The organism is Thiomicrospira sp. S5 (genome assembly GCF_003991075.1).
GTDB lineage: Bacteria > Pseudomonadota > Gammaproteobacteria > Thiomicrospirales > Thiomicrospiraceae > Hydrogenovibrio > Hydrogenovibrio thermophilus.
In genome coordinates this window covers 741,515-764,731 of sequence record NZ_CP014470.1, presented here as the reverse complement: position 1 = coordinate 764,731, position 23,217 = coordinate 741,515, and the positions used below count along the sequence as shown (strand labels likewise).

At 50.6% G+C, this 23,217-nt stretch carries 19 protein-coding genes, 3 tRNA genes and 3 rRNA genes; 11 read left to right on the top strand and 14 right to left on the bottom strand.

The features are described from left to right. Nucleotides 1-144: 144 nt before the first annotated feature. The 4 genes from AYJ59_RS03460 to AYJ59_RS03445 form a co-directional block, all read right to left on the bottom strand. Nucleotides 145-882 carry an LrgB family protein gene (locus AYJ59_RS03460; RefSeq protein ID WP_029938886.1) on the bottom strand — a complete coding sequence of 246 codons (738 nt, stop codon included), beginning with the start codon at nt 880-882 and terminating at the stop codon, nt 145-147. Beyond that, on the bottom strand, nt 869-1,255 hold the full coding sequence (locus AYJ59_RS03455; protein WP_127119234.1) for a CidA/LrgA family protein: 387 nt from the start codon (nt 1,253-1,255) through the stop codon (nt 869-871). Before AYJ59_RS03455 ends, AYJ59_RS03460 begins: the two co-directional genes overlap by 14 nt. A 134-nt stretch (nt 1,256-1,389) precedes the next feature. Continuing rightward, complete coding sequence (locus AYJ59_RS03450) at nt 1,390-2,709, bottom strand: M16 family metallopeptidase (protein ID WP_127119233.1); 1,320 nt, start codon at nt 2,707-2,709, stop codon at nt 1,390-1,392. Nucleotides 2,710-2,717: 8 nt separating this feature from the next. Beyond that, entirely contained in the window at nt 2,718-4,076 is a 1,359-nt protein-coding gene (locus AYJ59_RS03445; RefSeq protein WP_127119232.1) for a M16 family metallopeptidase, read from the bottom strand. A gap of 90 nt (nt 4,077-4,166) precedes the next feature. Between AYJ59_RS03445 and ftsY the strand changes: the two genes are divergently transcribed. Genes ftsY through AYJ59_RS03430 form a run of 3 tightly spaced genes read left to right on the top strand, consistent with a single transcriptional unit; the run spans nt 4,167 to nt 6,996 of the window. After that, entirely contained in the window at nt 4,167-5,276 is a 1,110-nt protein-coding gene (ftsY, locus tag AYJ59_RS03440; protein WP_127119231.1) for a signal recognition particle-docking protein FtsY, read from the top strand. A 5-nt stretch (nt 5,277-5,281) separates the two neighbouring features. Further along, the gene (locus AYJ59_RS03435; protein ID WP_127119230.1) at nt 5,282-6,295 is read left to right on the top strand and encodes a DUF2914 domain-containing protein; all 1,014 of its coding nucleotides are present in this window, start codon (nt 5,282-5,284) and stop codon (nt 6,293-6,295) included. A 5-nt stretch (nt 6,296-6,300) separates the two neighbouring features. Then, nucleotides 6,301-6,996, top strand: a complete 696-nt coding sequence (locus tag AYJ59_RS03430; protein WP_127119229.1) for a transglycosylase SLT domain-containing protein — start codon at nt 6,301-6,303, stop codon at nt 6,994-6,996. A gap of 89 nt (nt 6,997-7,085) precedes the next feature. Here AYJ59_RS03430 and fabB read toward each other — a convergent pair whose 3' ends face one another. The 10 genes from fabB to AYJ59_RS03380 form a co-directional block, all read right to left on the bottom strand. Then, entirely contained in the window at nt 7,086-8,306 is a 1,221-nt protein-coding gene (gene fabB, locus AYJ59_RS03425) for a beta-ketoacyl-ACP synthase I (protein WP_029938893.1), read from the bottom strand. A 1-nt stretch (nt 8,307) separates the two neighbouring features. Then, nucleotides 8,308-8,823 carry a 3-hydroxyacyl-[acyl-carrier-protein] dehydratase FabA gene (gene fabA / locus AYJ59_RS03420; RefSeq protein WP_029938894.1) on the bottom strand — a complete coding sequence of 172 codons (516 nt, stop codon included), beginning with the start codon at nt 8,821-8,823 and terminating at the stop codon, nt 8,308-8,310. 119 nt (nt 8,824-8,942) lie between these two features. Then, nucleotides 8,943-9,018: transfer RNA gene (locus AYJ59_RS03415), tRNA-Thr, on the bottom strand. 47 nt (nt 9,019-9,065) lie between these two features. After that, nucleotides 9,066-9,818, bottom strand: a complete 753-nt coding sequence (locus tag AYJ59_RS03410; RefSeq protein WP_127119228.1) for a type III pantothenate kinase — start codon at nt 9,816-9,818, stop codon at nt 9,066-9,068. 12 nt (nt 9,819-9,830) lie between these two features. Beyond that, nucleotides 9,831-10,562 (bottom strand): biotin--[acetyl-CoA-carboxylase] ligase, encoded by a 732-nt coding sequence (locus AYJ59_RS03405; protein ID WP_164730728.1) that lies wholly within the window; start codon nt 10,560-10,562, stop codon nt 9,831-9,833. A gap of 87 nt (nt 10,563-10,649) precedes the next feature. Next, a 5S ribosomal RNA gene (rrf, locus tag AYJ59_RS03400) occupies nt 10,650-10,764 on the bottom strand. A 201-nt stretch (nt 10,765-10,965) separates the two neighbouring features. Beyond that, nucleotides 10,966-13,828 (bottom strand): 23S ribosomal RNA (locus AYJ59_RS03395). A 444-nt stretch (nt 13,829-14,272) separates the two neighbouring features. Then, nucleotides 14,273-14,348 (bottom strand) — tRNA-Ala (locus AYJ59_RS03390). A gap of 6 nt (nt 14,349-14,354) precedes the next feature. After that, nucleotides 14,355-14,431 (bottom strand) — tRNA-Ile (locus tag AYJ59_RS03385). 78 nt (nt 14,432-14,509) lie between these two features. Then, nucleotides 14,510-16,066 (bottom strand): 16S ribosomal RNA (locus tag AYJ59_RS03380). Together the 16S, 23S and 5S rRNA genes with 2 tRNA genes alongside form the textbook arrangement of a ribosomal RNA operon. Nucleotides 16,067-16,770: 704 nt before the next feature. Here AYJ59_RS03380 and AYJ59_RS03375 point away from each other — a divergent pair. The 8 genes from AYJ59_RS03375 to AYJ59_RS03340 all read left to right on the top strand — a co-directional run bounded on the left by AYJ59_RS03375 (nt 16,771) and on the right by AYJ59_RS03340 (nt 23,188). Further along, a complete protein-coding gene (locus AYJ59_RS03375) occupies nt 16,771-17,202 on the top strand; it encodes a hypothetical protein (RefSeq protein ID WP_127119340.1) in 432 nt (143 codons plus the stop codon). Between the two features lie 9 nt (nt 17,203-17,211). Beyond that, nucleotides 17,212-18,357: a histone deacetylase family protein gene (locus AYJ59_RS03370; RefSeq protein ID WP_127119339.1), complete on the top strand. Its 1,146-nt coding sequence runs from the start codon at nt 17,212-17,214 to the stop codon at nt 18,355-18,357. Nucleotides 18,358-18,371: 14 nt separating this feature from the next. Continuing rightward, nucleotides 18,372-19,214, top strand: coding sequence for an amidohydrolase family protein (locus AYJ59_RS03365; RefSeq protein WP_237260369.1), 843 nt, complete (start codon nt 18,372-18,374; stop codon nt 19,212-19,214). Between the two features lie 206 nt (nt 19,215-19,420). Further along, nucleotides 19,421-20,401 carry an ABC transporter permease gene (locus AYJ59_RS03360; RefSeq protein WP_029938713.1) on the top strand — a complete coding sequence of 327 codons (981 nt, stop codon included), beginning with the start codon at nt 19,421-19,423 and terminating at the stop codon, nt 20,399-20,401. Nucleotides 20,402-20,411: 10 nt separating this feature from the next. Next, nucleotides 20,412-21,323 carry an ABC transporter ATP-binding protein gene (locus tag AYJ59_RS03355; RefSeq protein WP_127119337.1) on the top strand — a complete coding sequence of 304 codons (912 nt, stop codon included), beginning with the start codon at nt 20,412-20,414 and terminating at the stop codon, nt 21,321-21,323. Then, nucleotides 21,324-21,797 (top strand): CopG family ribbon-helix-helix protein, encoded by a 474-nt coding sequence (locus AYJ59_RS03350; RefSeq protein ID WP_029938715.1) that lies wholly within the window; start codon nt 21,324-21,326, stop codon nt 21,795-21,797. Next, nucleotides 21,790-22,557, top strand: coding sequence for an urea amidolyase associated protein UAAP1 (locus AYJ59_RS03345; RefSeq protein ID WP_127119336.1), 768 nt, complete (start codon nt 21,790-21,792; stop codon nt 22,555-22,557). Before AYJ59_RS03350 ends, AYJ59_RS03345 begins: the two co-directional genes overlap by 8 nt. After that, a complete protein-coding gene (locus AYJ59_RS03340) occupies nt 22,544-23,188 on the top strand; it encodes an urea amidolyase associated protein UAAP2 (protein WP_029938717.1) in 645 nt (214 codons plus the stop codon). The genes AYJ59_RS03345 and AYJ59_RS03340 overlap by 14 nt, the downstream gene beginning before the upstream one ends. The last annotated feature ends 29 nt before the right edge of the window (nt 23,189-23,217 follow it).

The window sequence follows — 23,217 nt, the reverse complement described above, 5'->3', positions numbered from 1 at the left end:
CTACCACTGAAGTCATCCGTTTTTATCTATTATCAATATTCTTTATATGATAAACCGAACCGGCTTGCTGCACCAGCTCGGCGACAGAAAAACCTTAAAATTGAATTGGTTAAATCCGGCGTTCAACCACCTGAAAATTCGGTTTCAAAACAAGGCTAGCCAATGTAACAATGGCACCAACGTTGGAAGCACAATGGCCGTCAACACCGCCGAAAGCGCCATGGCCAAGCCGGAGAAGGCACCCATTTCCGAACTGATTTGAAAACTGCGCGCGGTACCGATGCCATGTGCGGTTACCCCCATGGCGACTCCCTTGATGCTGTCGTCTCGAATGCCCAACCACTGAAACACCTTCAGACCAATCACGGCACCGAGAATACCGGTTACCACCACCAATACGGCCGTCAACGACGGTAAGCCTCCGATCTTTTCGGAAATCCCCATTGCAATCGGCACCGTTACAGACTTTGGCGCCAGCGACAATAAGGTTTCCAGGCTCGCGCCGGTAACGTGCGCAATGGCAATCGAACTGATTGCCCCCGTCAACACCCCGGCCAACAAACCGAACGTCACCGGCAACCAGATTTTTTTCAATTTCGGGAACTGCTGATACAGGGGAATCGCCAGCGCCACGGTCGCCGGCCCCAACAAGAAATGAATGAACTGCCCGCCTTCGAAGTAGGCTTCGTAATCCATCTCGGACAGGGTTAAAAATACGATCAGTAAGCCGATGGCGGTAATAACCGGATGCAGCAGGACATTTCGGTTCATACGCTCATACAACTTCAGCGCTAAGGTGTAGGCCACCAACGTCATCGTCAAACCGGTCAACGGCGAAGCCGACAGGTAGACCCAGAGATAAGTCAAATCACTTTCCGCCATCACCCGCCGCCTTTTTCGCCAATCGTTTTTGCGACCATTGCATCACCCACCACATGGTCAGGGCGGTTGTCACCATCGTAATCACGGTGCTGAGCAACAGCGTCAAACCGATGGGCAGCCATTCGCTGGCAATACGGTGAAAATACACCATAATGCCGACCCCGGCCGGCACAAACAGTAACGACAAGTGACTCAACAAACCGTCGGACACCTCATCCAACGCTTCGGAGCTGCGCCCTCGCCACAGTAGTGAGGCAAACAACAGCATCATGCCGATGACCGGCCCGGGCACCGGCAGATTCAATACAATCGCCAACGATTCGCCTACAAGCTGAAAAATCAGCAACCAAGTTATTCCGTATAAAAACTTCATTTTCGATTTCCAAACCTTTCCATGAATCCATCTCGTGCAAAGCTCTCATTATAACTTTCAAGACGAATTGACACAGTTTTGGAATAAAAAAAACCGCCAGGCCTGGCGGTTTAAACAACGGAAAGCTTAAGTGGTCACTTTTCGATCGGTTTCACATTCGGTTCGCCGACCATCAACGTCAGCATTTTGTTTGGATGGATATGCTTACGCCAGGCTTCAAGGACGTCTTCCTTGGTCAGTTCCGCCATCTTTTTCGGAAAACGCTCCAAGTAATCCAGCGGCAAATCGTAAAAGCCGATCATCGCAATGTATCCGGCGATTTTTGAATTGCTATCGATGCGGAGCGGAAAGCCACCAATCAGGTTACTTTTAATTTCGGCCAACTTCTCATCCGGAAAATCCTTCATAAACTGCGCCAACGTTTGTTTGACGACTTCATCCGCTTCTTTGGCCGAAGCGTTTTTGGTGGACAAGCCGATTTGGAATGGCCCCGGCACTTTCATCGGATAAAAGCCACTCGACACCCCATACACCAAGCCGCGTTTCTCACGCACTTCTTCCATCAACAAAGAACCGAAGCCGCTACCTCCCAACAGATGGTTGCCGAGAAAGAGCGCATAATAGTCCGGGTCTCCGCGCTCCACACCCAGTTGCGCCAAGGTATAGTACGTCTGGGTCGAGCCGAAACGGATGATTTTCGCCTGAGCTTTATCCAGCGGCTTAGGTTGCGGCAACGCCGCCGCTTTTTCGCCGGTCGCCAAGGAACGGGTCAAATCTTCCACCATTTGCTCGGCCTGCTTGCGATCCACCGCGCCGACAATGGTCACTTGCGCATTGGCGGCCACATAATAACGTTTGTAAAAGGCTTTTAAGTCCTCGACCGTCAAGGCCTCGACCGTTTTCAAGGTGCCCGGTACCGGATGAGCGTATGGGTGGTCGCCGTAGAGCTTGGCCCAGAGTTCATCCGACAACATCGCTTGCGGCTTGACGGTTTTTTGCTTCAAACCGGTCATCAGACGCGCTTTTTCACGCGCCATAATGTTTTGGCGAAACACCGGTTGTCCGACGATTTCGGCAAACAACGTCATCGCCGGCGTCAAAATTTCCGACCGCGTCAGACTGCGTAAATGAATGCTGGCGGAATCGCGCCCTGCATTGGAACCGATTTGCACGCCCAAGTCGTTAAAGGCTTCGGAGATCTGATTTTCGTCATGCTCCGGCGTCGCCGTGCCCAATAAATTCGAGGTAAAGGAGGCGACGCCCCATTGGTCGCCGTCTCGTGCCGAACCGGCATCGAACATTAATTCCACATCCACCATCGGCAGTTGCGGCGCATGGACGTACATCACCTTGGTGCCTTTGGCGGTCTGCCAAGTTTGAATATCGACTTTCGCCCAGGCCTGGGTACTTAACAAGCAGGCAAACGCGAATGCCCACACGGTCAGTTGCTTCATTCTCGTCACTATCGAACCCCTCCTTCCATCACCGGTACACTCGGGGTTTGCACGCCTTCCCCGTTCGGCAGCAAGGTCGCCACCGTGACTTTATCGCGCGTCAGGTATTTTTTCGCCACGGCTTGCACCGCCTCCGGCGTGACCTGACGTAAATTTTCCACCCAGTTATCGTAGGTTTCGGTCGGCAATCCGATGCTGACCAGCGAGCCCAAAATCATCGCTTGAGATTGAATCGAATCCTGGTGAAACACATACTGGGCTTCACTTTGCGCCAGCACCCGTTTCAGTTCGTCTTCGGAAATCGGCTGTTGTTGCAACTGCTCGATTTGCTCCCAAAGCGCGGCTTCGGCTTCTTCCAGCGTTTTCCCTTCAGAAGGCGTGATATTCACCATAAACAGGCTTTCCAGACGGCTGGTTTCATCGTAACTGGCGCCGGCGGAGACCGCGACTTTCGAACCACGCACCAAGTGGCGCGGCAAACGCGCGCTGTCACCGCCGTCCAAAACACTGTTCAACACCGAAAGCGCATAGACTTCCTGACTGTCTTTAGCCGTCACCAACGATGGCGCATGGAAGCCCATAATCAAGCTCGGCGATTTGGTCGCGCCCTTCATCTGAATGCGGCGCTCGCCTTCCTGTTCGATTTCCACACGCGGTTTTGGCGGGGTAATGGTTTCCGGCTTATGCGCGCCGTAATAGCGTTTCGCCCATTCGTAGACCTGCTTCGGGTCGACGTCACCGACCACCACCAAGGTGGCGTTATTCGGCGCATACCACTGTTGATACCATTGCTGTAAGTCGTCGACCGTATAGGCACGGATGTCCGACATCCAGCCAATAACCGGATGATGCTGCGGACTGTTCACATAGGCCGACGCTTTGAACAATTCATAGAGTTTGGAACCCGGGCGGTCTTCAACACGCCAGCGGCGCTCTTCGGTCACCACATCACGCTCTTTTTGAAACTCCTCGTCTTTAATGACTAGGTTGCGCATGCGGTCCGATTCCAACTCCATGACTTTTTCCAGATTCTGGGTGCCGACGACCTGATAGTAAGCGGTGTAGTCATTCGACGTAAAAGCGTTATCCTGACCGCCCAACTTCGACACGACTTTGGAGAATTCACCCGGTTCCAACGACTCCGTCCCTTTGAACATCATGTGCTCCAGCATATGCGAAATGCCGGTAATGCCACCGTATTCATAATTGGAACCGACCCGGTACCAGACCTGCTGTACCACAACCGGCGCACGATGATCTTCTTTGACCAGCACTTGCATGCCGTTGTCGAGTTTGAACTTCGATATACTGGCGTGAACCGGCCATGCCAACGCCATCACCAGACCGAATAATCCAATTCTCACCATAGGGGAATCTCCTAAAATTAAACGAATTTCATTTATAATAACGTAATTGATTGCCGCAAGTATTGACGAAGCTTTAAAACAGGAAGCGACATGTTCAGTTTTTTAAAACGCAAAGACAAACCATCATCCGACGAAACCCAGCCAAACGATTCAACCAGCCTCCCGGAAAATCCGGACACATCCATCGAAGCCCCCAATCCGGTCGAGACAATCGACGAGATGCCGGCAGCACCATCCGATAAAGCGGAAGATGCGGACGAAACGCCTCGCAAACCCGGCCTGTTCACCCGGCTGAAAAACAGCCTGAGTAAAACGCGTCGTAACTTTACCGACAGTCTGTCAACCTTGGTTATGGGGCGCAAAGAAATCGATGCGGATTTACTGGATGAGCTGGAAATGATTCTACTCACCGCCGATGTGGGTGTCGAAGCCACCGACAAAATCATCCAAAACCTGACGGACCAAGTCTCACGCAAAGAGCTTAAAGAACCCGAAGCGTTAATTCAAGCACTAAAAAGCCAATTGGAAGCGTTATTGGAACCGGTTTCACAGCCTCTGAGCCTTTCAAACGACGACGGGCCCTTTGTGATTTTAATGGTCGGCGTCAACGGCGTCGGCAAAACCACCACCATTGGCAAGCTGGCGAAAAAATTCCAAAACGAAGGTAAGTCCGTAATGCTGGCGGCCGGGGACACCTTCCGCGCCGCCGCTGTAGAACAACTGGAAACCTGGGGCGAACGCAACCAAGTGCCAGTCATTGCCCAGAAAACCGGAGCCGATTCCGCCGCCGTCATTTTCGACGCCATTCAATCCGCCACCGCGAAAAAAGTCGATGTCCTCATTGCCGATACCGCCGGACGCTTACACACCCAATCCAACTTGATGGAAGAACTGAAAAAGGTCAAGCGCGTCATTCAAAAGGTCAACCCCAACGCACCACACGAAGTCATGCTGGTACTCGATGCCGGCACCGGGCAAAATGCCTTGAGCCAAGCACAGCAATTCCATGAAGCGGTTGATTTGACTGGATTGACCCTGACCAAACTGGACGGCACCGCCAAAGGGGGGATTGTCTTCGCTCTGGCCGAACAACTCGGCATTCCGGTTCGTTTTATTGGGGTCGGCGAAGCAATTGACGACTTGCGACCTTTCCAAGCCGATGAATTTGCTGAAGCGCTGTTCGATCAGACCGATAGCTGATTTCCATGAACCTGCCGGACACGGATAACGCCCATTACCATTACGCCTTTAAAAAAGGCTATCGCCTGGCCTTGGATGGTAAACCCATGTCGCACATGCCCAGCAGCATCCGCCGGGATGCCGCTTTACGGGAATACTTTCAAATGGGCTGGAACCAACTGCAGGAAGAGGTCGCCAACGGCGAAGAGGACGATGCCAAAACACCTTGGCGAAGTCGTTTTGCCTGGTTCATGATGATGATGCTCGCCGGCATCGGCACCGCATCACTGATGATTACGCAAATCAACGACAAAAAAGCCGAACAACAAGCACGTATCGATGCCCCGGCGAATGCTGAAACCGCCAGGCCTGGCGAGAATACCGCTTCCACGGCCCCAGAAGTGAAATCGGAGCCATCTCCCGAACCCACCACTGACACCGCCATGAATACCGCGGATTTAAGTCTAATCGAAACCGCACCAGCCAACTCAACTTCTTTGCCTGAAATACCTTCTCCAGAAGCCATGACACCCAAAGCGCCCACCGAACCATCACCTTCGCTTCCAGAGAAAACAGAGGCAACAAACGATGGTTTGTCATTGCTCTCCCATCAGGCACGGCAAGATTTAGCCCAAACGCGTGAAGAAGTCCTTTATAATCAATCGGAAAAACGCGTTTCCATGGCTCCGGTTCAAGCCAGCGACATTCGAATTGAACAAGCCGTTTTGGCTGAAGAGGTGTCGAACCTGACACCAACTCAACCGCTTGGCCCCTTCGTACCGAAGTATGTACGGAAAGTGTTTTTCTTTACCCAAGTCGACCATGCCGCCGACCAGACGATATACCATCGTTGGATTTACAAAGACCGGGTGATGGCCACGGTGCCGTTGAAAATCACCAGCCAACGCTTCCGAACCTGGTCCAGCAAGCGCCTGAGCAGTGCCTGGCCGGGACAATGGCATGTCGAGGTATTGGATAACCAAGAACAAGTCATCTATCGATACTCGTTCAATTACATAACAGAAAGCGAGAGACCGTAAGCACCATGATTCGTCAGATTAAACCCGCCTTGATCTTCTTTGCACTCATTGGATTGGCCGGTTGCTCCAGCAACCCGCCAAAAGAAACCCACGATAACATTTGCTATATTTACGATCACGATTCCGACTGGGAAGAAGCCGCGCACGACTCGGCCAAGAAATGGGGCACACCGGAATACATTCTGATGGCGTTTATCCACCAGGAATCCCGTTTCACACACGATGCCCAACCACCACGGGAGTATGCATTGGGATTAATTCCGTTACCGAGAAGCTCATCCGCTTACGGATACTGCCAAGCGCAGGACCCGGCTTGGTACGATTACCAAAAAGCCACCGGAAACTGGTCGGCACGCCGCACTGACATTGAGGACTCCCTCGACTTTATCGGTTGGTACAACTATCAATCTTACAAGCGCAACGGCATTTCACGAAACGACCCTTACAACCTTTACCTGGCCTATCACGAAGGCCAAGGCGGTTACTCCCGCAAGACCTATCAAAATAAGACCTGGCTGAAGAAAGTCGCCTATAAAGTCACTAAACGCTCAATGCTGTACAAAAAACAGTTACAAGTCTGTGACAAGCTTGCTGTAACGACTCCGGCACCGAAGCCCAAGAAGGCTGAACCGGTCGTTCAAAACCGTACTCAACAAGCCAAGAGCCGAGGAGAATGCAATGCGCCTTGGCCTTACTGTTAAATTGCCAGAGCGTCAAAAAACAGATACAAAAAAGCCGCTTTTCAGCGGCTTTTTTGTACACTCGATCTCCGCGCAATAACGCGTCTCGATTATCCTTGGTATTTTTCAAAGACCAGAGATGCGTTGGTTCCACCGAAACCAAAGCTGTTACTCATCATCCGCGTCAACCCGGCATTTTCTTCAAGTGCCGTCACGATTGGCATCCCTTCACATTCCGGATCCATGGTCTCGATGTTAACCGATGGTGCGATGAAATCGTTTTCCAGCATCATCAAGCTGTAAATGAACTCATGTACTCCCGCTGCACCCAAAGAGTGGCCGGACAATGACTTGGTTGAACTGATTTTCGGCACTTTGGCACCGAATACATCACGAATCGCCGCGGCTTCTTTGGTATCGCCCACCGGGGTGGACGTTCCATGCGGGTTGATGTAATCCACGTCGCCGTTCACTGTCGACAACGCCAGCTCCATGCAACGTACCGCCCCTTCACCGGAAGGGGCAACCATGTCATAACCATCGGAATTGGCACCGTAACCGGTGATTTCCGCATAGATTTTCGCACCACGCGCCAAAGCGTGTTCCAATTCCTCAACCACAACCATACCACCGCCACCGGCGATGACAAAGCCATCACGGTCGGCGTCGTAAGCACGGGAGGCCTTTTCAGGCGTGTCATTATATTTGGTCGACAAAGCCCCCATGGCGTCGAACAAGACCGACATGGTCCAGTGCAACTCTTCACCACCACCGGCAAACACCACATCCTGCTTACCCAGTTGAATCTGCTCAACCGCAGTGCCGATACAGTGTGCCGATGTGGAACAAGCCGAACTGATGGAGTAGTTAATGCCTTGGATTTTGAACGGCGTTGCCAAACAGGCTGACACAGTGCTACCCATGGTACGCGTTACCATATAAGGCCCAATACGCTTAACGCCACGTTCTTTGGCGATGCTGACGGCTTCCGTTGCATTTGAGTTGGAGCCGCCGCCGGAACCGGCTACCAAGCCGGTTCTCGGATTTGAAATTTGATCTTCGGTCAAACCGGAATCTTCCACCGCTTGTTTCATCGCAATGTAAGAGTAAGCAGCGGCATCGCCCATAAAGCGCAGTTGCTTACGATCGATATGCTCTTTGAAATCCAGGTTCTTAACCGCGCCATGAACTTGCGAGCGCATACCGTTCTCTTCGTATTCTGGGGCAAACACAATCCCGGAACGTCCGTTTTTCAAGGAATCCGTGACTTCATCTTTATTGTTTCCAAGGCTGGAAACAATCCCAACACCGGTGATAACAACTCTTTTCATGTTAAAAACTATCCGTATTTGTAAACAATCCGACTTTCAAGTCATCCGCTGAATAAATTTCACGCCCATCCACGAACAAATGAGCATTGGCAATGCCCATATATAACTTACGTTTGATGACCCGCTTGATATCAATCACATATTCGACTTTTTTGGCCTTCGGCAAGACCTGGCCATAAAATTTGACTTCACCGGCGCCTAGCGCACGGCCGCGTCCAGGACCACCGGTCCACCCTAGGTAGAAACCGATCAACTGCCACATGGCATCCAACCCCAGGCAGCCCGGCATGACCGGATCGTTATTGAAGTGGCATTCGAAAAACCACAGGTCTTCAGTTACGTCTAGCTCAGCGCGGATTTCTCCTTTCCCATAAGCCCCACCTTCTTCGGAAATGTGGCTGATACGATCAAACATTAACATCGGTGGCAATGGAAGTTGGGCGTTACCTGGGCCGAATAATTCGCCGCGCCCGCAAGATAAAAGTTCTTCTTTATTATAGCTAGACTGCTTTTCCATGTATTTTCCAAATTGACAAGTTATAAATCCTATTATAACAGTAGTGAGATTTCCATTACAACGCAATTCCCACATACAAAAAAGCCCGCGATTCCCTTTTGGAATGCGGGCTTGGAAGATGGTGCCGACAGAGGGACTTGAACCCCCAACCTACTGATTACAAATCAGTTGCACTACCAATTGTGCTATGTCGGCTGAATGCGGCGTATTATAAATTCTTACCGATTTATGTCAACTGTTTTTTATAAACTTTCGATGACCTCGACCATGCCTTGTAACGTCAGGTCTTCGACATAATCGAACGACTTATCCAGCAGGGGTTCAATGATCGGAAAGTCCCCGCCAGTCCCCACACAATCGAATCGTCGACCGGTTTCCTTTTCCAAGTCTGCCAGAAGAGCGTTCAGATAAGCCGCCACCATATAAAGCGTGCCGCCAGCCACGGCTTCAGCGGTATTGGTGGCCAATAAACCGGAAGACATGGTCTCATCCTTCAGCTGTATCGCCTCGGGTTTCAGTGCGGTTTGGTCCAACAGGCTTTGCTTCATAATCGCCAGGCCTGGCACGATAAAGCCGCCAATGTGCTCTTTTTCAATGACGACATCCACGGTGATCGCCGTCCCGGCATCCACAATAAAGGTTGGCTTATTTTGCCCGGAACAGGCACCGATAATGGCCATCCAACGATCGACTCCAAACGTTTCAAAAGCGTCATAGCCACACTGGATACCACAGCAGTTCGGCTGGGTTGCAAGATACGTCGGATAGAGTTTAAATGCCTGTTGAATCCATTCATTGAACTTCGCATTGGACTCCGAATCCACCACAGAACAGACATACACGGCATCCACATCAACACCCTGTAAACCCAAATCGGTCAACAAGCTGTCTGAAGTCATCTCGGCATGATTGACTGATCCCAGATAGTCGTAACGGCCCTTTTTCAACGAAGCCGCTTTCAGCCGTGTATTTCCCAGTTCAAAAAAAATCAACATTCTTTATCTCACTCATAACGGCCGAATGGAAACCGCACCGGACTGGTAACGTTTCACTCGGCCTTCAATCTCGACCATGGCACATGCCATCTCATCCAACCCGTCGTATCGGCCTGTTTCGGACGAGTCGTTATGATACACAATCACTTCCTGCCCCGGCGTAAAAAAATCATGATTTCGCCATTCGCTCAATTTAAAAACAGGGGGCACATCCACCATGAACAATTCATATAGTGCTACTGAAAACGATTGAAAAAAACGCTCCGAATCCAAATCGTTCACATATTGGGCATCAAATCCGTCACCCGATACCGGAGAACAATTCACACCCACCCCGATAATCAAATAACCTTCCTTACGCGAAGGTGACGGACTGAGCATTTCAATCAGACAGCCTGCCACCTTTTTTCCATCCAGAAAGACATCATTTGGCCACTTAACGGTCAAATTCGTGGCATGAGATGCCCCGGCAATCGATTGTCGTAGCAATAAGGCAATTTGCGCTGAAATAAACGGCATTTCGCCAATACGACCGTCGAAAGGCAGCGCAATTGAAAACGTTAGCGAATCCAACGACTGCGTCCACGCACGGCCTCGCTGGCCATAACCTGCTGTCTGACTGTGCGCACGGCAAAAAATCGGTCCCGTCAACCGCCCCTCGGACAATTCGGTTTTCAGATAACGGTTGGTTGAATCAACTTCGCTTAATTCAATCGTTTGATACAATTCAGACGTAAACGACATACACATCTCTTCAAAACCTGGAACCCCTATTGTATAAATCCCAGGCAAAAAAAAACCCATCATAAAGACGGGTTTTTAGGAATATAAGCTTGGGGATGACCTACTCTCACATGGGACCTCCCACACTACCATCGGCGCTAAGACGTTTCACTACTGAGTTCGGAATGGAATCAGGTGGTTCCATCTCGCTATGGTCCCCAAGCAATTTGGTTATGTAAGTTGTCTATTAAACAGACAGCTCACTGAATTCGGAAAAATCTCTTAAGCTTTTCGAGTCAGCTTATCTCATGCTATCTCACATGATGTCACAATGCGCTTAAAGCGTTCTTAATACTAAACTCAAGCTCGAACACGTCTTCACGTCATACTTCGAGTCATTGCTCAAAAGTTACTTTTGAGTTGTATAGTTAAGCCTCACGGGTAATTAGTACTGGTTAGCTTCATCCATTACTGAACTTCCACACCCAGCCTATCAACGTCATAGTCTTTAACGGCCCTTAAGAAGACTTAAAGTCTAGGGAGAACTTATCTCGAGGCAGGTTTCCCACTTAGATGCTTTCAGCGGTTATCCTTTCCGAACATAGCTACCCGGCAGTGCCACTGGCGTGACAACCGGAACACCAGAGGTTCGTCCACTCCGGTCCTCTCGTACTAGGAGCAGCCCCTCTCAATTCTCCAACGCCCACGGCAGATAGGGACCGAACTGTCTCACGACGTTCTAAACCCAGCTCGCGTACCACTTTAAATGGCGAACAGCCATACCCTTGGGACCGACTTCAGCCCCAGGATGTGATGAGCCGACATCGAGGTGCCAAACACCGCCGTCGATATGAACTCTTGGGCGGTATCAGCCTGTTATCCCCGGAGTACCTTTTATCCGTTGAGCGATGGCCCTTCCACACAGAACCACCGGATCACTAGAACCTGCTTTCGCACCTGCTCGACGTGTCTGTCTCGCAGTCAAGCACCCTTTTACTCTTGCGCTCATTGCACGATGTCCGACCGTGCTGAGGGTACCTTCGCGCTCCTCCGTTACACTTTGGGAGGAGACCGCCCCAGTCAAACTACCCACCATACACTGTCCCTGAGCAGGATTCACTGCCCTAGGTTAGAACCTCAATAATATCAGGGTGGTATTTCAAGGATGGCTCCACAATGACTGGCGTCACTGCTTCAAAGCCTCCCACCTATCCTACACAGATAGTATCAAAGTCCAGTGCAAAGCTGTAGTAAAGGTTCACGGGGTCTTTCCGTCTAGCCGCGGGTACGCAGCATCTTAACTGCGAGTTCAATTTCGCTGAGTCTCGGGTGGAGACAGTGTGGCCATCATTACGCCATTCGTGCAGGTCGGAACTTACCCGACAAGGAATTTCGCTACCTTAGGACCGTTATAGTTACGGCCGCCGTTTACCGGGGCTTCGATCAAGAGCTTCGCCTAAGCTAACCCCATCAATTAACCTTCCGGCACCGGGCAGGCGTCACACCGTATACGTCATCTTTCGATTTTGCACAGTGCTATGTTTTTAGTAAACAGTTGCAGCCACCTGGTCTCTGCAACCCCCACTAGCTTAGAGAGCAAGTCTCATCACCGGCAGGGGCACACCTTCTCCCGAAGTTACGGTGTTATTTTGCCTAGTTCCTTCACCCGAGTTCTCTCAAGCGCCTTGGAATTCTCATCCTGACCACCTGTGTTGGTTTGGGGTACGATTCTTTATAACCTGAAGCTTAGAAGCTTTTCTTGGAAGCATGGCATCAACTACTTCGTCCAAAAGAGGACTCGTCATCAGTTCTCAGCATTAAGATCCCGGATTTGCCTAAGATCTCTGCCTACTACCTTAAACTTGCAACCATCAGCAAGCTAGTTTAGCCTTCTCCGTCCCTCCATCGCAGTTATAAAAAGTGCAGGAATATTAACCTGCTTCCCATCGACTACGCCTCTCGGCCTCGTCTTAGGGGTCGACTAACCCTACGTCGATTAACGTTGCGTAGGAAACCTTGGTCTTTCGGCGAGGGAGCTTTTCACTCCCTTTATCGCTACTCATGTCAGCATTCGCACTCGTGATACCTCCAGGATGCTTTACAACACCCCTTCGCCAGGCTTACACGACGCTCCTCTACCATGCCATAAATGGCATCCACAGCTTCGGTACACTACTTAGCCCCGTTAAATCTTCGGCGCAGGCCGACTCGATCAGTGAGCTATTACGCTTTTTCTTAAAGGGTGGCTGCTTCTAAGCCAAACCTCCTGACTGTCTAAGCCTTCCCACATCCTTTCCCACTGAGTAGTGTTTAGGGACCTTAGCTGGTGGTCTGGGTTGTTTCCCTCTTGACTACGGACGTTAGCACCCGCAGTCTGTCTCCCATGATTGCACTTGCTGGTATTCGGAGTTTGCAATGGGCTGCTAAGCCTTGACGGCCCGCTAGACCATAACAGTGCTCTACCCCCAGCAGTGAGACATGAGGCTCTACCTAAATAGATTTCGAGGAGAACCAGCTATCTCCGGGCTTGATTAGCCTTTCACTCCGATCCACAGCTCATCCCCGCATTTTTCAACATACGTGGGTTCGGTCCTCCAGTACCTGTTACGGCACCTTCAACCTGGCCATGGATAGATCGCCCGGTTTCGGGTCTACGCCATGCTACTAGTCGCCCATTTAAGACTCGGTTTCCCTTCGGCTCCCTTATTCAGTTAACCTCGCAACATAACGTAAGTCGCTGACCCATTATACAAAAGGTACGCAGTCACCCCGAAGGGCTCCTACTGCTTGTACGTACACGGTTTCAGGTTCTATTTCACTCCCCTCCAGGGGTTCTTTTCGCCTTTCCCTCACGGTACTGGTTCACTATCGGTCGGTAGAGAGTATTTAGCCTTGGAGGGTGGTCCCCCCATGTTCAGACAGAATTTCACGTGTTCCGTCCTACTCGAATAACACTTAATAAGATTTCGCATACAGGACTATCACCTTGTATCGTCAGACTTTCCAGACTGTTCTGCTATCTTAATAAATGCTTTAGGGCTGGTCCCCGTTCGCTCGCCGCTACTTGGGGAATCTCGGTTGATTTCTTTTCCTCCGGGTACTTAGATGTTTCAGTTCTCCGGGTTAGCCTCCCACCAAGGGGATATCCATAAAGGATGGGTTTTCCCATTCGGAAATCCACGGATCAAAGCTTGTTTACTAACTCCCCGTGGCTTATCGCAAGTTACTACGTCCTTCGTCGCCTTCTACCGCCTAGGCATCCACCGTGTACGCTTAGTCACTTAACTATACAACTCAAAAATAACCTTGACCTTTTGTGTTGATCCATCATCTTTTAAATACATAAAAAACCATGTCTCAATCAAAGCCTATTTCGCTGCAATGACTAAAGTTTTACGCTGACATGTTCTCGCTTGAGTTTGTATCATCACACTTGCGTGTGTTTGAACTCTTTAAGATACATTGTTACCTTGGCATTCAAGCTGTTGGAATTTGCTTGAATGCCGGTCATACAGAATATGTCCGGTATTCTGTATGTTTCTAACTACACTGTCGTGCGTCTTTTCAATTTAACTTTTTAAAATTGTTAAACCAAACGTGACGCTCGACAGTCACTTAGAGATTTTTCCTAATTGTTAAAGATCTATTTCTTTCTTCAGTCTATTGTCACCAATACGACTGTGAATAACCTCTGCTTTAGACTTAAAGTCAGAACCTATTCACAGGTGTAGTGGTGGAGCTATGCGGGATCGAACCGCAGACCTCCTGCGTGCAAGGCAGGCGCTCTCCCAGCTGAGCTATAGCCCCATTCATTGGTGGGTCTGGGTGGATTTGAACCACCGACCTCACCCTTATCAGGGGTGCGCTCTAACCAACTGAGCTACAGACCCAGGTCGTTCTCGTTTTTCTCAGTAATTCAGAGACAATTTATGTGAAAGCTAACTTAGGCTCGCGGCCGTCTTTGTCTTAAAGGAGGTGATCCAGCCCCAGCTTCCGCTAGGGCTACCTTGTTACGACTTCACCCCAGTCATGAATCACAAAGTGGTGAGCGCCCTCCCGAAGGTTAGACTACCCACTTCTTTTGCAACCCACTCCCATGGTGTGACGGGCGGTGTGTACAAGGCCCGGGAACGTATTCACCGTGACATTCTGATTCACGATTACTAGCGATTCCGACTTCACGGAGTCGAGTTGCAGACTCCGATCCGGACTACGAGAGGTTTTATGAGATTCGCGCACTGTCGCCAGCTAGCTGCTCTTTGTACCCCCCATTGTAGCACGTGTGTAGCCCATCCCATAAGGGCCATGATGACTTGACGTCGTCCCCGCCTTCCTCCGGTTTATCACCGGCAGTCTCTTTAGAGTTCTCAACTAAATGGTAGCAACTAAAGATAAGGGTTGCGCTCGTTGCGGGACTTAACCCAACATCTCACGACACGAGCTGACGACAGCCATGCAGCACCTGTCACTGCGTTCCCGAAGGCACCAATCTATCTCTAGAAAGTTCGCAGGATGTCAAGGGATGGTAAGGTTCTTCGCGTTGCATCGAATTAAACCACATGCTCCACCGCTTGTGCGGGCCCCCGTCAATTCCTTTGAGTTTTAATCTTGCGACCGTACTCCCCCAGGCGGTCAACTTAGCGCGTTAGCTACGCTACTAACCTTTTTAATAAGGCCAACAGCTAGTTGACATCGTTTACGGCGTGGACTACCGGGGTATCTAATCCCGTTCGCTACCCACGCTTTCGCACCTCAGCGTCAGTTTTAGGCCAGGAAGTCGCCTTCGCCACTGATGTTCCTCCTGATATCTACGCATTTCACTGCTACACCAGGAATTCCACTTCCCTCTCCTAAACTCTAGATTGCCAGTATCGGATGCAATTCCTAGGTTGAGCCCAGGGCTTTCACAACCGACTTAACAGTCCGCCTACGCGCGCTTTACGCCCAGTAATTCCGAATAACGCTTGCACCCTCTGTATTACCGCGGCTGCTGGCACAGAGTTAGCCGGTGCTTCTTCTAAAGTTAACGTCACAGCTAGCCGATATTAGCGACTAACCTTTCCTCACAATTGAAAGTGCTTTACAACCCTCGGGCCTTCTTCACACACGCGGCATGGCTGCATCAAGGTTTCCCTCATTGTGCAATATTCCCCACTGCTGCCTCCCGTAGGAGTCTGGGCCGTGTCTCAGTCCCAGTGTGGCTGATCATCCTCTCAAACCAGCTATAGATCGTCGCCTTGGTAGGCCTTTACCCCACCAACTAGCTAATCTAACGCGGGCTCATCCTTTAGCGATAGCTTACAAGTAGAGGCCACCTTTACTCCGTAGAGCATATTCGGTATTAGCATACGTTTCCATATGTTGTCCCCAACTAAAGGGTAGATTCCCACGCGTTACTCACCCGTCCGCCACTCGACGCCCAAGATCGCCCTCCGAAGAGTTTGTTCTTGTCGTTTCCGTTCGACTTGCATGTGTTAGGCCTGCCGCCAGCGTTCATTCTGAGCCAGGATCAAACTCTTCAGTTTAATCTTTTTACTCGATTTTTTTGTGTGCTTGTCTGCACGAATTAAACACTCGAAATTAACAGGTACATGTTTCACATAAATGTGATTAACCATATACATAGTTGTCGAGATATTTATTTTTGGACAGCCACTTACCTAAGCAACTTCCACATAAATTATCTCTGAATTACCTGATTTTTAAAGAACTCTTGGTCTTGCTTTTCCTCAACTCAGTGCGTCGCACCCTGTCTCGGTAAGCCGCGTATTATAGGCGCTTGATTTTGTTTCCGTCAAGCTTTTTTTACGCTTTTTTTTCTTCCCCGTTTCCGCTCAATTCAACTCCCTTTACAGTGTTGTTTTGGCGTCTCCGTGAAAGAGATGCGTATTCTATAGCCTCTCCAGTTTTTTGCAATAGCTTTTTGCACTTTTTTGACATTTTTTTATCACTTTTTTAAAACCCACCTCAAATTCGGTGAATTTCAGGATTTTATCCAAAAAGTTATCCACAGGATGTCATTGTTTGGTGTAAAACGATACAATCCTGTCACATGACATTCAATCCATATTCATAAACGGTTATCAACCCATGACACGCATCACAGTATTTTACTTTACCCCTCTCTTTATTGTTATCCACGCACTCTTTTGCCAAAGCGACGCAAACGTTTCACGAAGACTACAGTCTAACGACTTACTTAAACCCCTACACCCAAGAACCCGACCAAGTGGAATTATTCACGAAACAGGCCTCCAGCGAGGCTTTCTTCGGTCTCACCTGCAGCGCGGGAAATTCATTACCTGCTTTGCAAATCCTATTATTAAATAAGGCGGTCATCAGCCCAACCCCGAAATTAATGACCGTCCAATATCAAATTCGACCATCCGACAAGCGCGCGCCGATTCCGTTACAAGGCATTTTAAAAATCCAATCACAAAACAATCTAAAACAGAATCGAATTCGTCTGGAAATTCCAACCCAACAAATCGGCACTTTCCAACAATTGCAGCAAAGTTATCAACAATTACTCAATCAGTTGAAAAACGGTCAAACCCTTCATATTAAAATCGCACATCACTCCTTAGGGGAATACGACTATACATTTTCTCTGAAAGGGCTAAACTATTTACTTACCTCGAATGAATCTCTTTGCTTTTAAGGAGTGGTTATGTCAGGAAGACGCGCATTCATCAAACAGCTGGCCGCCTTCGGCGCACTGGGAGCAACAGCCTTTAGCCCCATCAGTTATGGCAAACCGGCCAGGCCTGGCGATTATTCGGTCGGCGTGGTGCTTGACCCGTTGTTTCTGAAACACGATTTACCCAAGCATCCGGAAACCGCCCAACGGCTGGTCGCCATCAACGACGAGATGGAACGCCAGAAAATCTGGGAACAATTGACACCGGTCGACACGCGCATGGCGACACAGGAAGAGTTACGTTTCGCCCACCAGCAGAACTACATCCATGAAATCGAAATCCTAAGCAAAGGTGGCGGCGGCTTCTATGACGCTTATAATCAAGACACCTATTTAAACCACGCCACCTTCGATGCCGCTAAAATGGCGGCCGGAAGCAATATCAACCTGAACCTGGCCGTATACGACCGCCAAGTTGACCGTGGTTTCGCCTTATTACGCCCACCCGGACACCACGCCTTGACGAATAAAGCCATGGGCTTCTGTATTTTCAATTCCGACATCATCGCCGCCCGCGTGCTCCAGAAATACCGTGATGTCGAGCGGGTCGCCATCATCGACTTCGACGTCCACCACGGCAATGGCACACAAGACTTGGTCGCGGACGACCCTTCCATTATGGCGATTTCCATCCACCAGCACCCTTACTGGCCAATGACCGGCGGTGCCAAATTCACAGGTAAAGACGGCGCGGAAGGCACAGTCGTCAATTGCCCCTTCCAAAAAAAGGCCGGCAATACGACTTATTTATCGGTTTACGATGAAGTCATCCAACCCAAACTCGAAGCCTTCAAGCCAGATCATATTATTGTATTCGCCGGTTACGACGCCCACTGGCAGGACCCACTGGCCGAACACCAACTCTCGGTGGCCGGTTTCAATCAACTGGTGGAAAAGTGCCTGAACTCGGCCGACACCTTATGTAAAGGCCGCATCAGTTTTTCTCTGGGTGGAGGCTATAATCTGGAACCCTTGGCACACTGCACCGTCGGCACTTTCCACACATTATTGAACAACCCGGAAAAACGTCTCAACCCGCTGGGTGAGTCGCCGACGCCCGAAGCCGATTACAGCCAAACCATTCAAAAACTGGCTCAGCACCATCTCAAAACCTAAACAACACGATGACCATGAAAGCTTTTTTGCGACACACCTTATTGATAACCAGCCTGGCTGCATTGATACCAGCGAGCCAGGCCAACACCCTGCCGATTTTCGACAGCCACTCGCATTACTCCTTGGCCGACAGCCGCGTTCTCAGCCCGGCGCAAATCATTTCGCGCTATGACAAGTACAATGTCATCGGCGCCGTGATTTCCAGCACCCCGACATCGAAAGCCGAATTGCTGTATCAACACGCCCCCAAACGCATTATTCCGTTTTTGAGCTTATACAAAACCAAAGCCAACAAACCCAACTGGATGCTGGACCTCAATACCTTAAACGACATTGAAGCCCAACTTGATGCCTTCCCTTACCAAGGCATCGGCGAGTTCCACATCTTCAAGCAAGACACTTACAGCCCGGTTTTAAAACGCATCATTCAAATCGCTGACGAGCGCAGCTTAATGCTGCAAATCCACGGCGATGCGGAAATCGTCGACCGCATATTCGAGATCTCACCCAATGCTCAAGTCATTTGGGCCCACCTCGGCACCAAACCGACACCGGACTTTCTGGCTTCGCTCCTGAAGCGTCACCCCCAAAACCTATACATTGACACCTCGGTACGAGATGGCGAGTTTTTTGACGACCGAGGTCGTCTTAACCCCGAATGGGAAGGTTTTTTCATCCAACACCAAGATCGATTACTGGCCGCCGTCGACACCTTCAGCACACTACGCTGGCTCACCGTCGGCCATACCTTATCGAAAATGCGCCGCTGGCTGAGCCAATTGCCACCGGATGTAGCCCATAAAATTGCCTACCAAAATGCACTGAAGCTATTCGATCGCCCGGACTTAACGCCCTAACCCCCAAACCTGCCCCAATGCATCACACAGGGGCACCAAAAGAATGCAGCACCGCATTCAAAATATCACCCAAAACACATAAACTATTGAAAAACAAACAATAACTAGCTTGGTACAGCGATTGCTTATTACGATTAAAGAAAAACGTAATAAATTTATCCTCCGAAGCAGAAGGCATAAATAAGCATTTCGAGAGAGAGCAAGCTATGGCATTATTTTCAAAATCCTGGACAACGCCTCGCGTTCCCTTAGATAAAACATCGCGAATCTGGCTGACCTTCGCCAGCTTCGCCATTCCGATTCTGCTTTGGTCATTGGTGAGCTACTCGCCTTACATCTGGCATCCGCAAATGAAAATCTCCGATCCCGGCGATGTTTCCTACTTCCGCAAAGACAGCCTGATTGATAAAGAAATCTATTATCGCGAAATGGACAAACTGCTGACCAAACAGGCGGAAGAACAAGCTGAGGTCAAGCTGCCGCAAGGCGTTCCGTCCAACCCGGTTTACCTGCCCGCACCACACGAAGTGCTGACCGCGCTTTACACGGCCTTCACGACCCCGCCCAAACGCAGTAACGAGCCTTGGTTTCACGAAAGCCTGGGACATTCGATTCAAGTCATCGCTTGGGGCTTTTTCTGGTCAATGGTCTTTGGTTTGCCGCTCGGCATTCTGGCCGGCACCTATGAATCGGCGTCACGTGTTATCGAACCGTTCACCGAATTTTTCCGTTACTTACCGGCTCCGGCCTTCGGCGCCTTGGCCGTGGCCATTTTAGGGATTTACGACGCCCCGAAAATCGCCATTATTTTCATCGGAACCTTTTTCCAAATGGTGTTGATTACCGCCAACACCACACGCAAACTGAATATGGCGCTCATCGAAGCCTCGCTGACGTTGGGCTGCAAAGGGCTTTCCCTGATTCGCCGTGTGATCATTCCTGGCATTCTGCCGGATCTGTATCGCGACATGCGTATTCTGCTGGGCTGGGCTTGGACTTACTTGATCGTCGCCGAGCTCATCGGCACCAGCTCCGGGATTACCTGGTTTATTACCCAGCAAGCCCGTTACAAAAACTTCGACAATGTTTTCGCCGCGATTTTAATTATCGGGATTATCGGCCTGGTGACCGACCTGGTTCTGGCCCGCATCGGCAAACGCCTTTTCCCTTGGCACGGTTCACACTAAGGAGCATAGAATGACACAAGCACAACATCCCTTAGACACATGGCAAACGCCGGAAATCCAGGACCGTAACCAACGCATTCTCAAACGTCCCAAGGCGCTTGAAATCCAAAACCTGGAAATGTCTTTCGAACATAAAGGCAAAACCAACAAAGTTCTGGGCGGCATCGATTTCACCGCTTTCAAGCGTGAATTCGTCTGCGTGGTCGGGCCATCCGGCTGCGGTAAATCGACCTTGGCTCGCCTCATCGCCGGTTTGGAAACCAAGGACAGCGGCGACATTCTGGTGGAAAACAAACAAGTGGTCGAGCCCGGCCCGGATCGCGGCATGGTTTTCCAAAGCTACTCGCTTTTCCCGTGGATGTCGGTAAAAGAAAACGTCATGTTCGGTCTCACCCAAGGCGGCATGTCGAAAAACACCGCCGAAACCGAGGCGTTGCAATGGATTGACCTGGTCGGGCTGGAGAAGTTCGCCGAAGCCTATCCGCACCAACTGTCGGGCGGCATGAAGCAACGTGTCGCGATTATCCGCGCCCTGGCCAACCAACCGAAAATCCTGCTGATGGACGAACCTTTCGCGGCGCTGGATCCGCAGAACCGTTTAAAGATGCAACAGTATCTGCTGGAAATCTGGCAGAACATCGACATCACCATTTTCTTTATCACCCACGATTTGGACGAAGCCATTTATCTGGCCGACCGAATCCTGGTATTGGATGCCAACCCGGGCCGGGTGCGCGAAGTGGTCAATGTGCCATTACCGCGTCCGAGAGCAGACGACACGCTGCTCAGCCCGGCGTTCATGGCCACCAAAGAATATTTGGAAAGCCTCGTGCATCCCCCCGAGCCCGAGCTGGACTTTGAGGAAAAACTCAGCATGGTCCGCCTCGTTCCCGTTAACGCAGAAGTTCCGGATGTATTTTAAATGACTCAGAACAACAAAGGCCTTGTCCGCACCAGCGCTTCCCTACCTGCCAAGGTACTGGAAGACCTGGATCAGCTCGTGATCGACCGCGGTTTCAATAACCGCTCCGCCCTCCTGGCGGAAATGATTCAAAAGGAAGTCTCGGCGTATCGCCAAGACTACACCAACGAAGTCATGGCCGGCACCCTGACACTGGTGTATGACCACGCCGTGCCTGGCTTGCAGGTCAAGCTGAATCAGCTTAAGCATCAATACGTGGCGGAAATCATCTCCTCCACCCAAATTCAATTAATGGACCACCACACCTTGGAGGTCAATCTGATGCAAGGCGCGGCCGACCAGCTGAACCGCATCAGCCACGAAATGATTTCCAACCGGGGCGTGAAAACCGGCAACCTTTACTTGACCCATTCGGCCCTGCCACCGATTCACACCTCGGTCACCGACTCGTCACAGGAGACTCAAAATGACTGACAACACTTCATTCAAAACCACCACCAGGCCTGGTGATTTCATCTGGCAAGAAAGCTTGCCGGGTGGCGGCCACTGGTCCGGCGTCATTCGCCGCGGCACCGTTTTGCGTTTAACCGATGTGGAAGGCGGCGCCAATGTCGCCATGCTCATCAACAACCTGGAAGTCAAAAACGAACGCTACAACATGCCGGACACATTGAAAGCGCAGAAAACCGCTTTCCTGACCCGACCGAACATGTGTTTCAGCGATATGGGGCGCGTGATGTGCTCGATTATCGAAGACACCTGCGGCTGGCACGACACCATCGGCGGCTTGTCGCACGCGGCATTGGTGCATAAAAAATACGGCGATAAGTCTTACCAGGAAGCCCACAACGACTACTACAAAAACGGCTACGACAGCCTGTTGAACGAGCTTGGCAAATGGGGCCTAAACGCCAGCGACATCATGCCGAACATCAACTGGTTCAGCAAAGTGCGCGTCGAAGACGACGGCCAAATGACTTTTGTCCCGAACAACTCCAAAGCGGGCGACTACGTCGATTTGCGCTTTGAAATGGACAGCATCGTCTCTTTATCCACCGCACAACATCCGTTGGATCCGAACCCGGAATACGCTCCGAAACCGATTCAACTGACCGTGTTCAAAGCGCAACCGGTCACGCAGGACGACGCCAGTCGCCTCCACCGTGCCGAAAACGAACGCGCTTACTACAACACCAAAATTTACTATGGAGAAAACCCAAATGACGACATCTAACGTTGATGAAAGCCGTATTGTCTATCGCGAAGTGGTCGAAGCGGGTAAACCATGGATGCACGAAGTCAAAGCCGGGCAACATTTCCGCATTGTAGACCTGGAAGGTAACCAGGCGGTCGATACCCTGTTTTACAACGCCCACGACCACAGCGAGCGCTATTCGGCGGCGGACACCATCCGCGAACAAGGCAATATTTATTTGACCACCGGTTCGGTACTGCAATCCAACTTGGTCAACCCGATGCTGACCATCACCGACGACACCTGTGGCCGCCACGATACCATCGGCGGTGCCTGTTCGGCGGAGAGCAACACCGTGCGCTACGCCATTGAAAAACGCCACATGCACTCGTGCCGTGATTCCTTCCTGATGGCGTTGGGAGAATGTGAATGCAACCACGGTCAGCAAATGACCAAGGATGACCTCGCCAGCAACATCAATTTCTTTATGAACGTGCCCGTTTCACCGGACGGCCATCTCGATTTCGACGACGGCATTTCCGCACCGGGGCGCTATGTGGAAATGAAAGCCCATATGGATGTGTTGGTGTTGGTGTCCAATTGCCCGCAATTGAACAACCCTTGTAACGGCTACAACCCGACACCGGTTGAAATGATTATCTGGGAATAACGCAATACGCTTCCCAACACTCTTCAGAA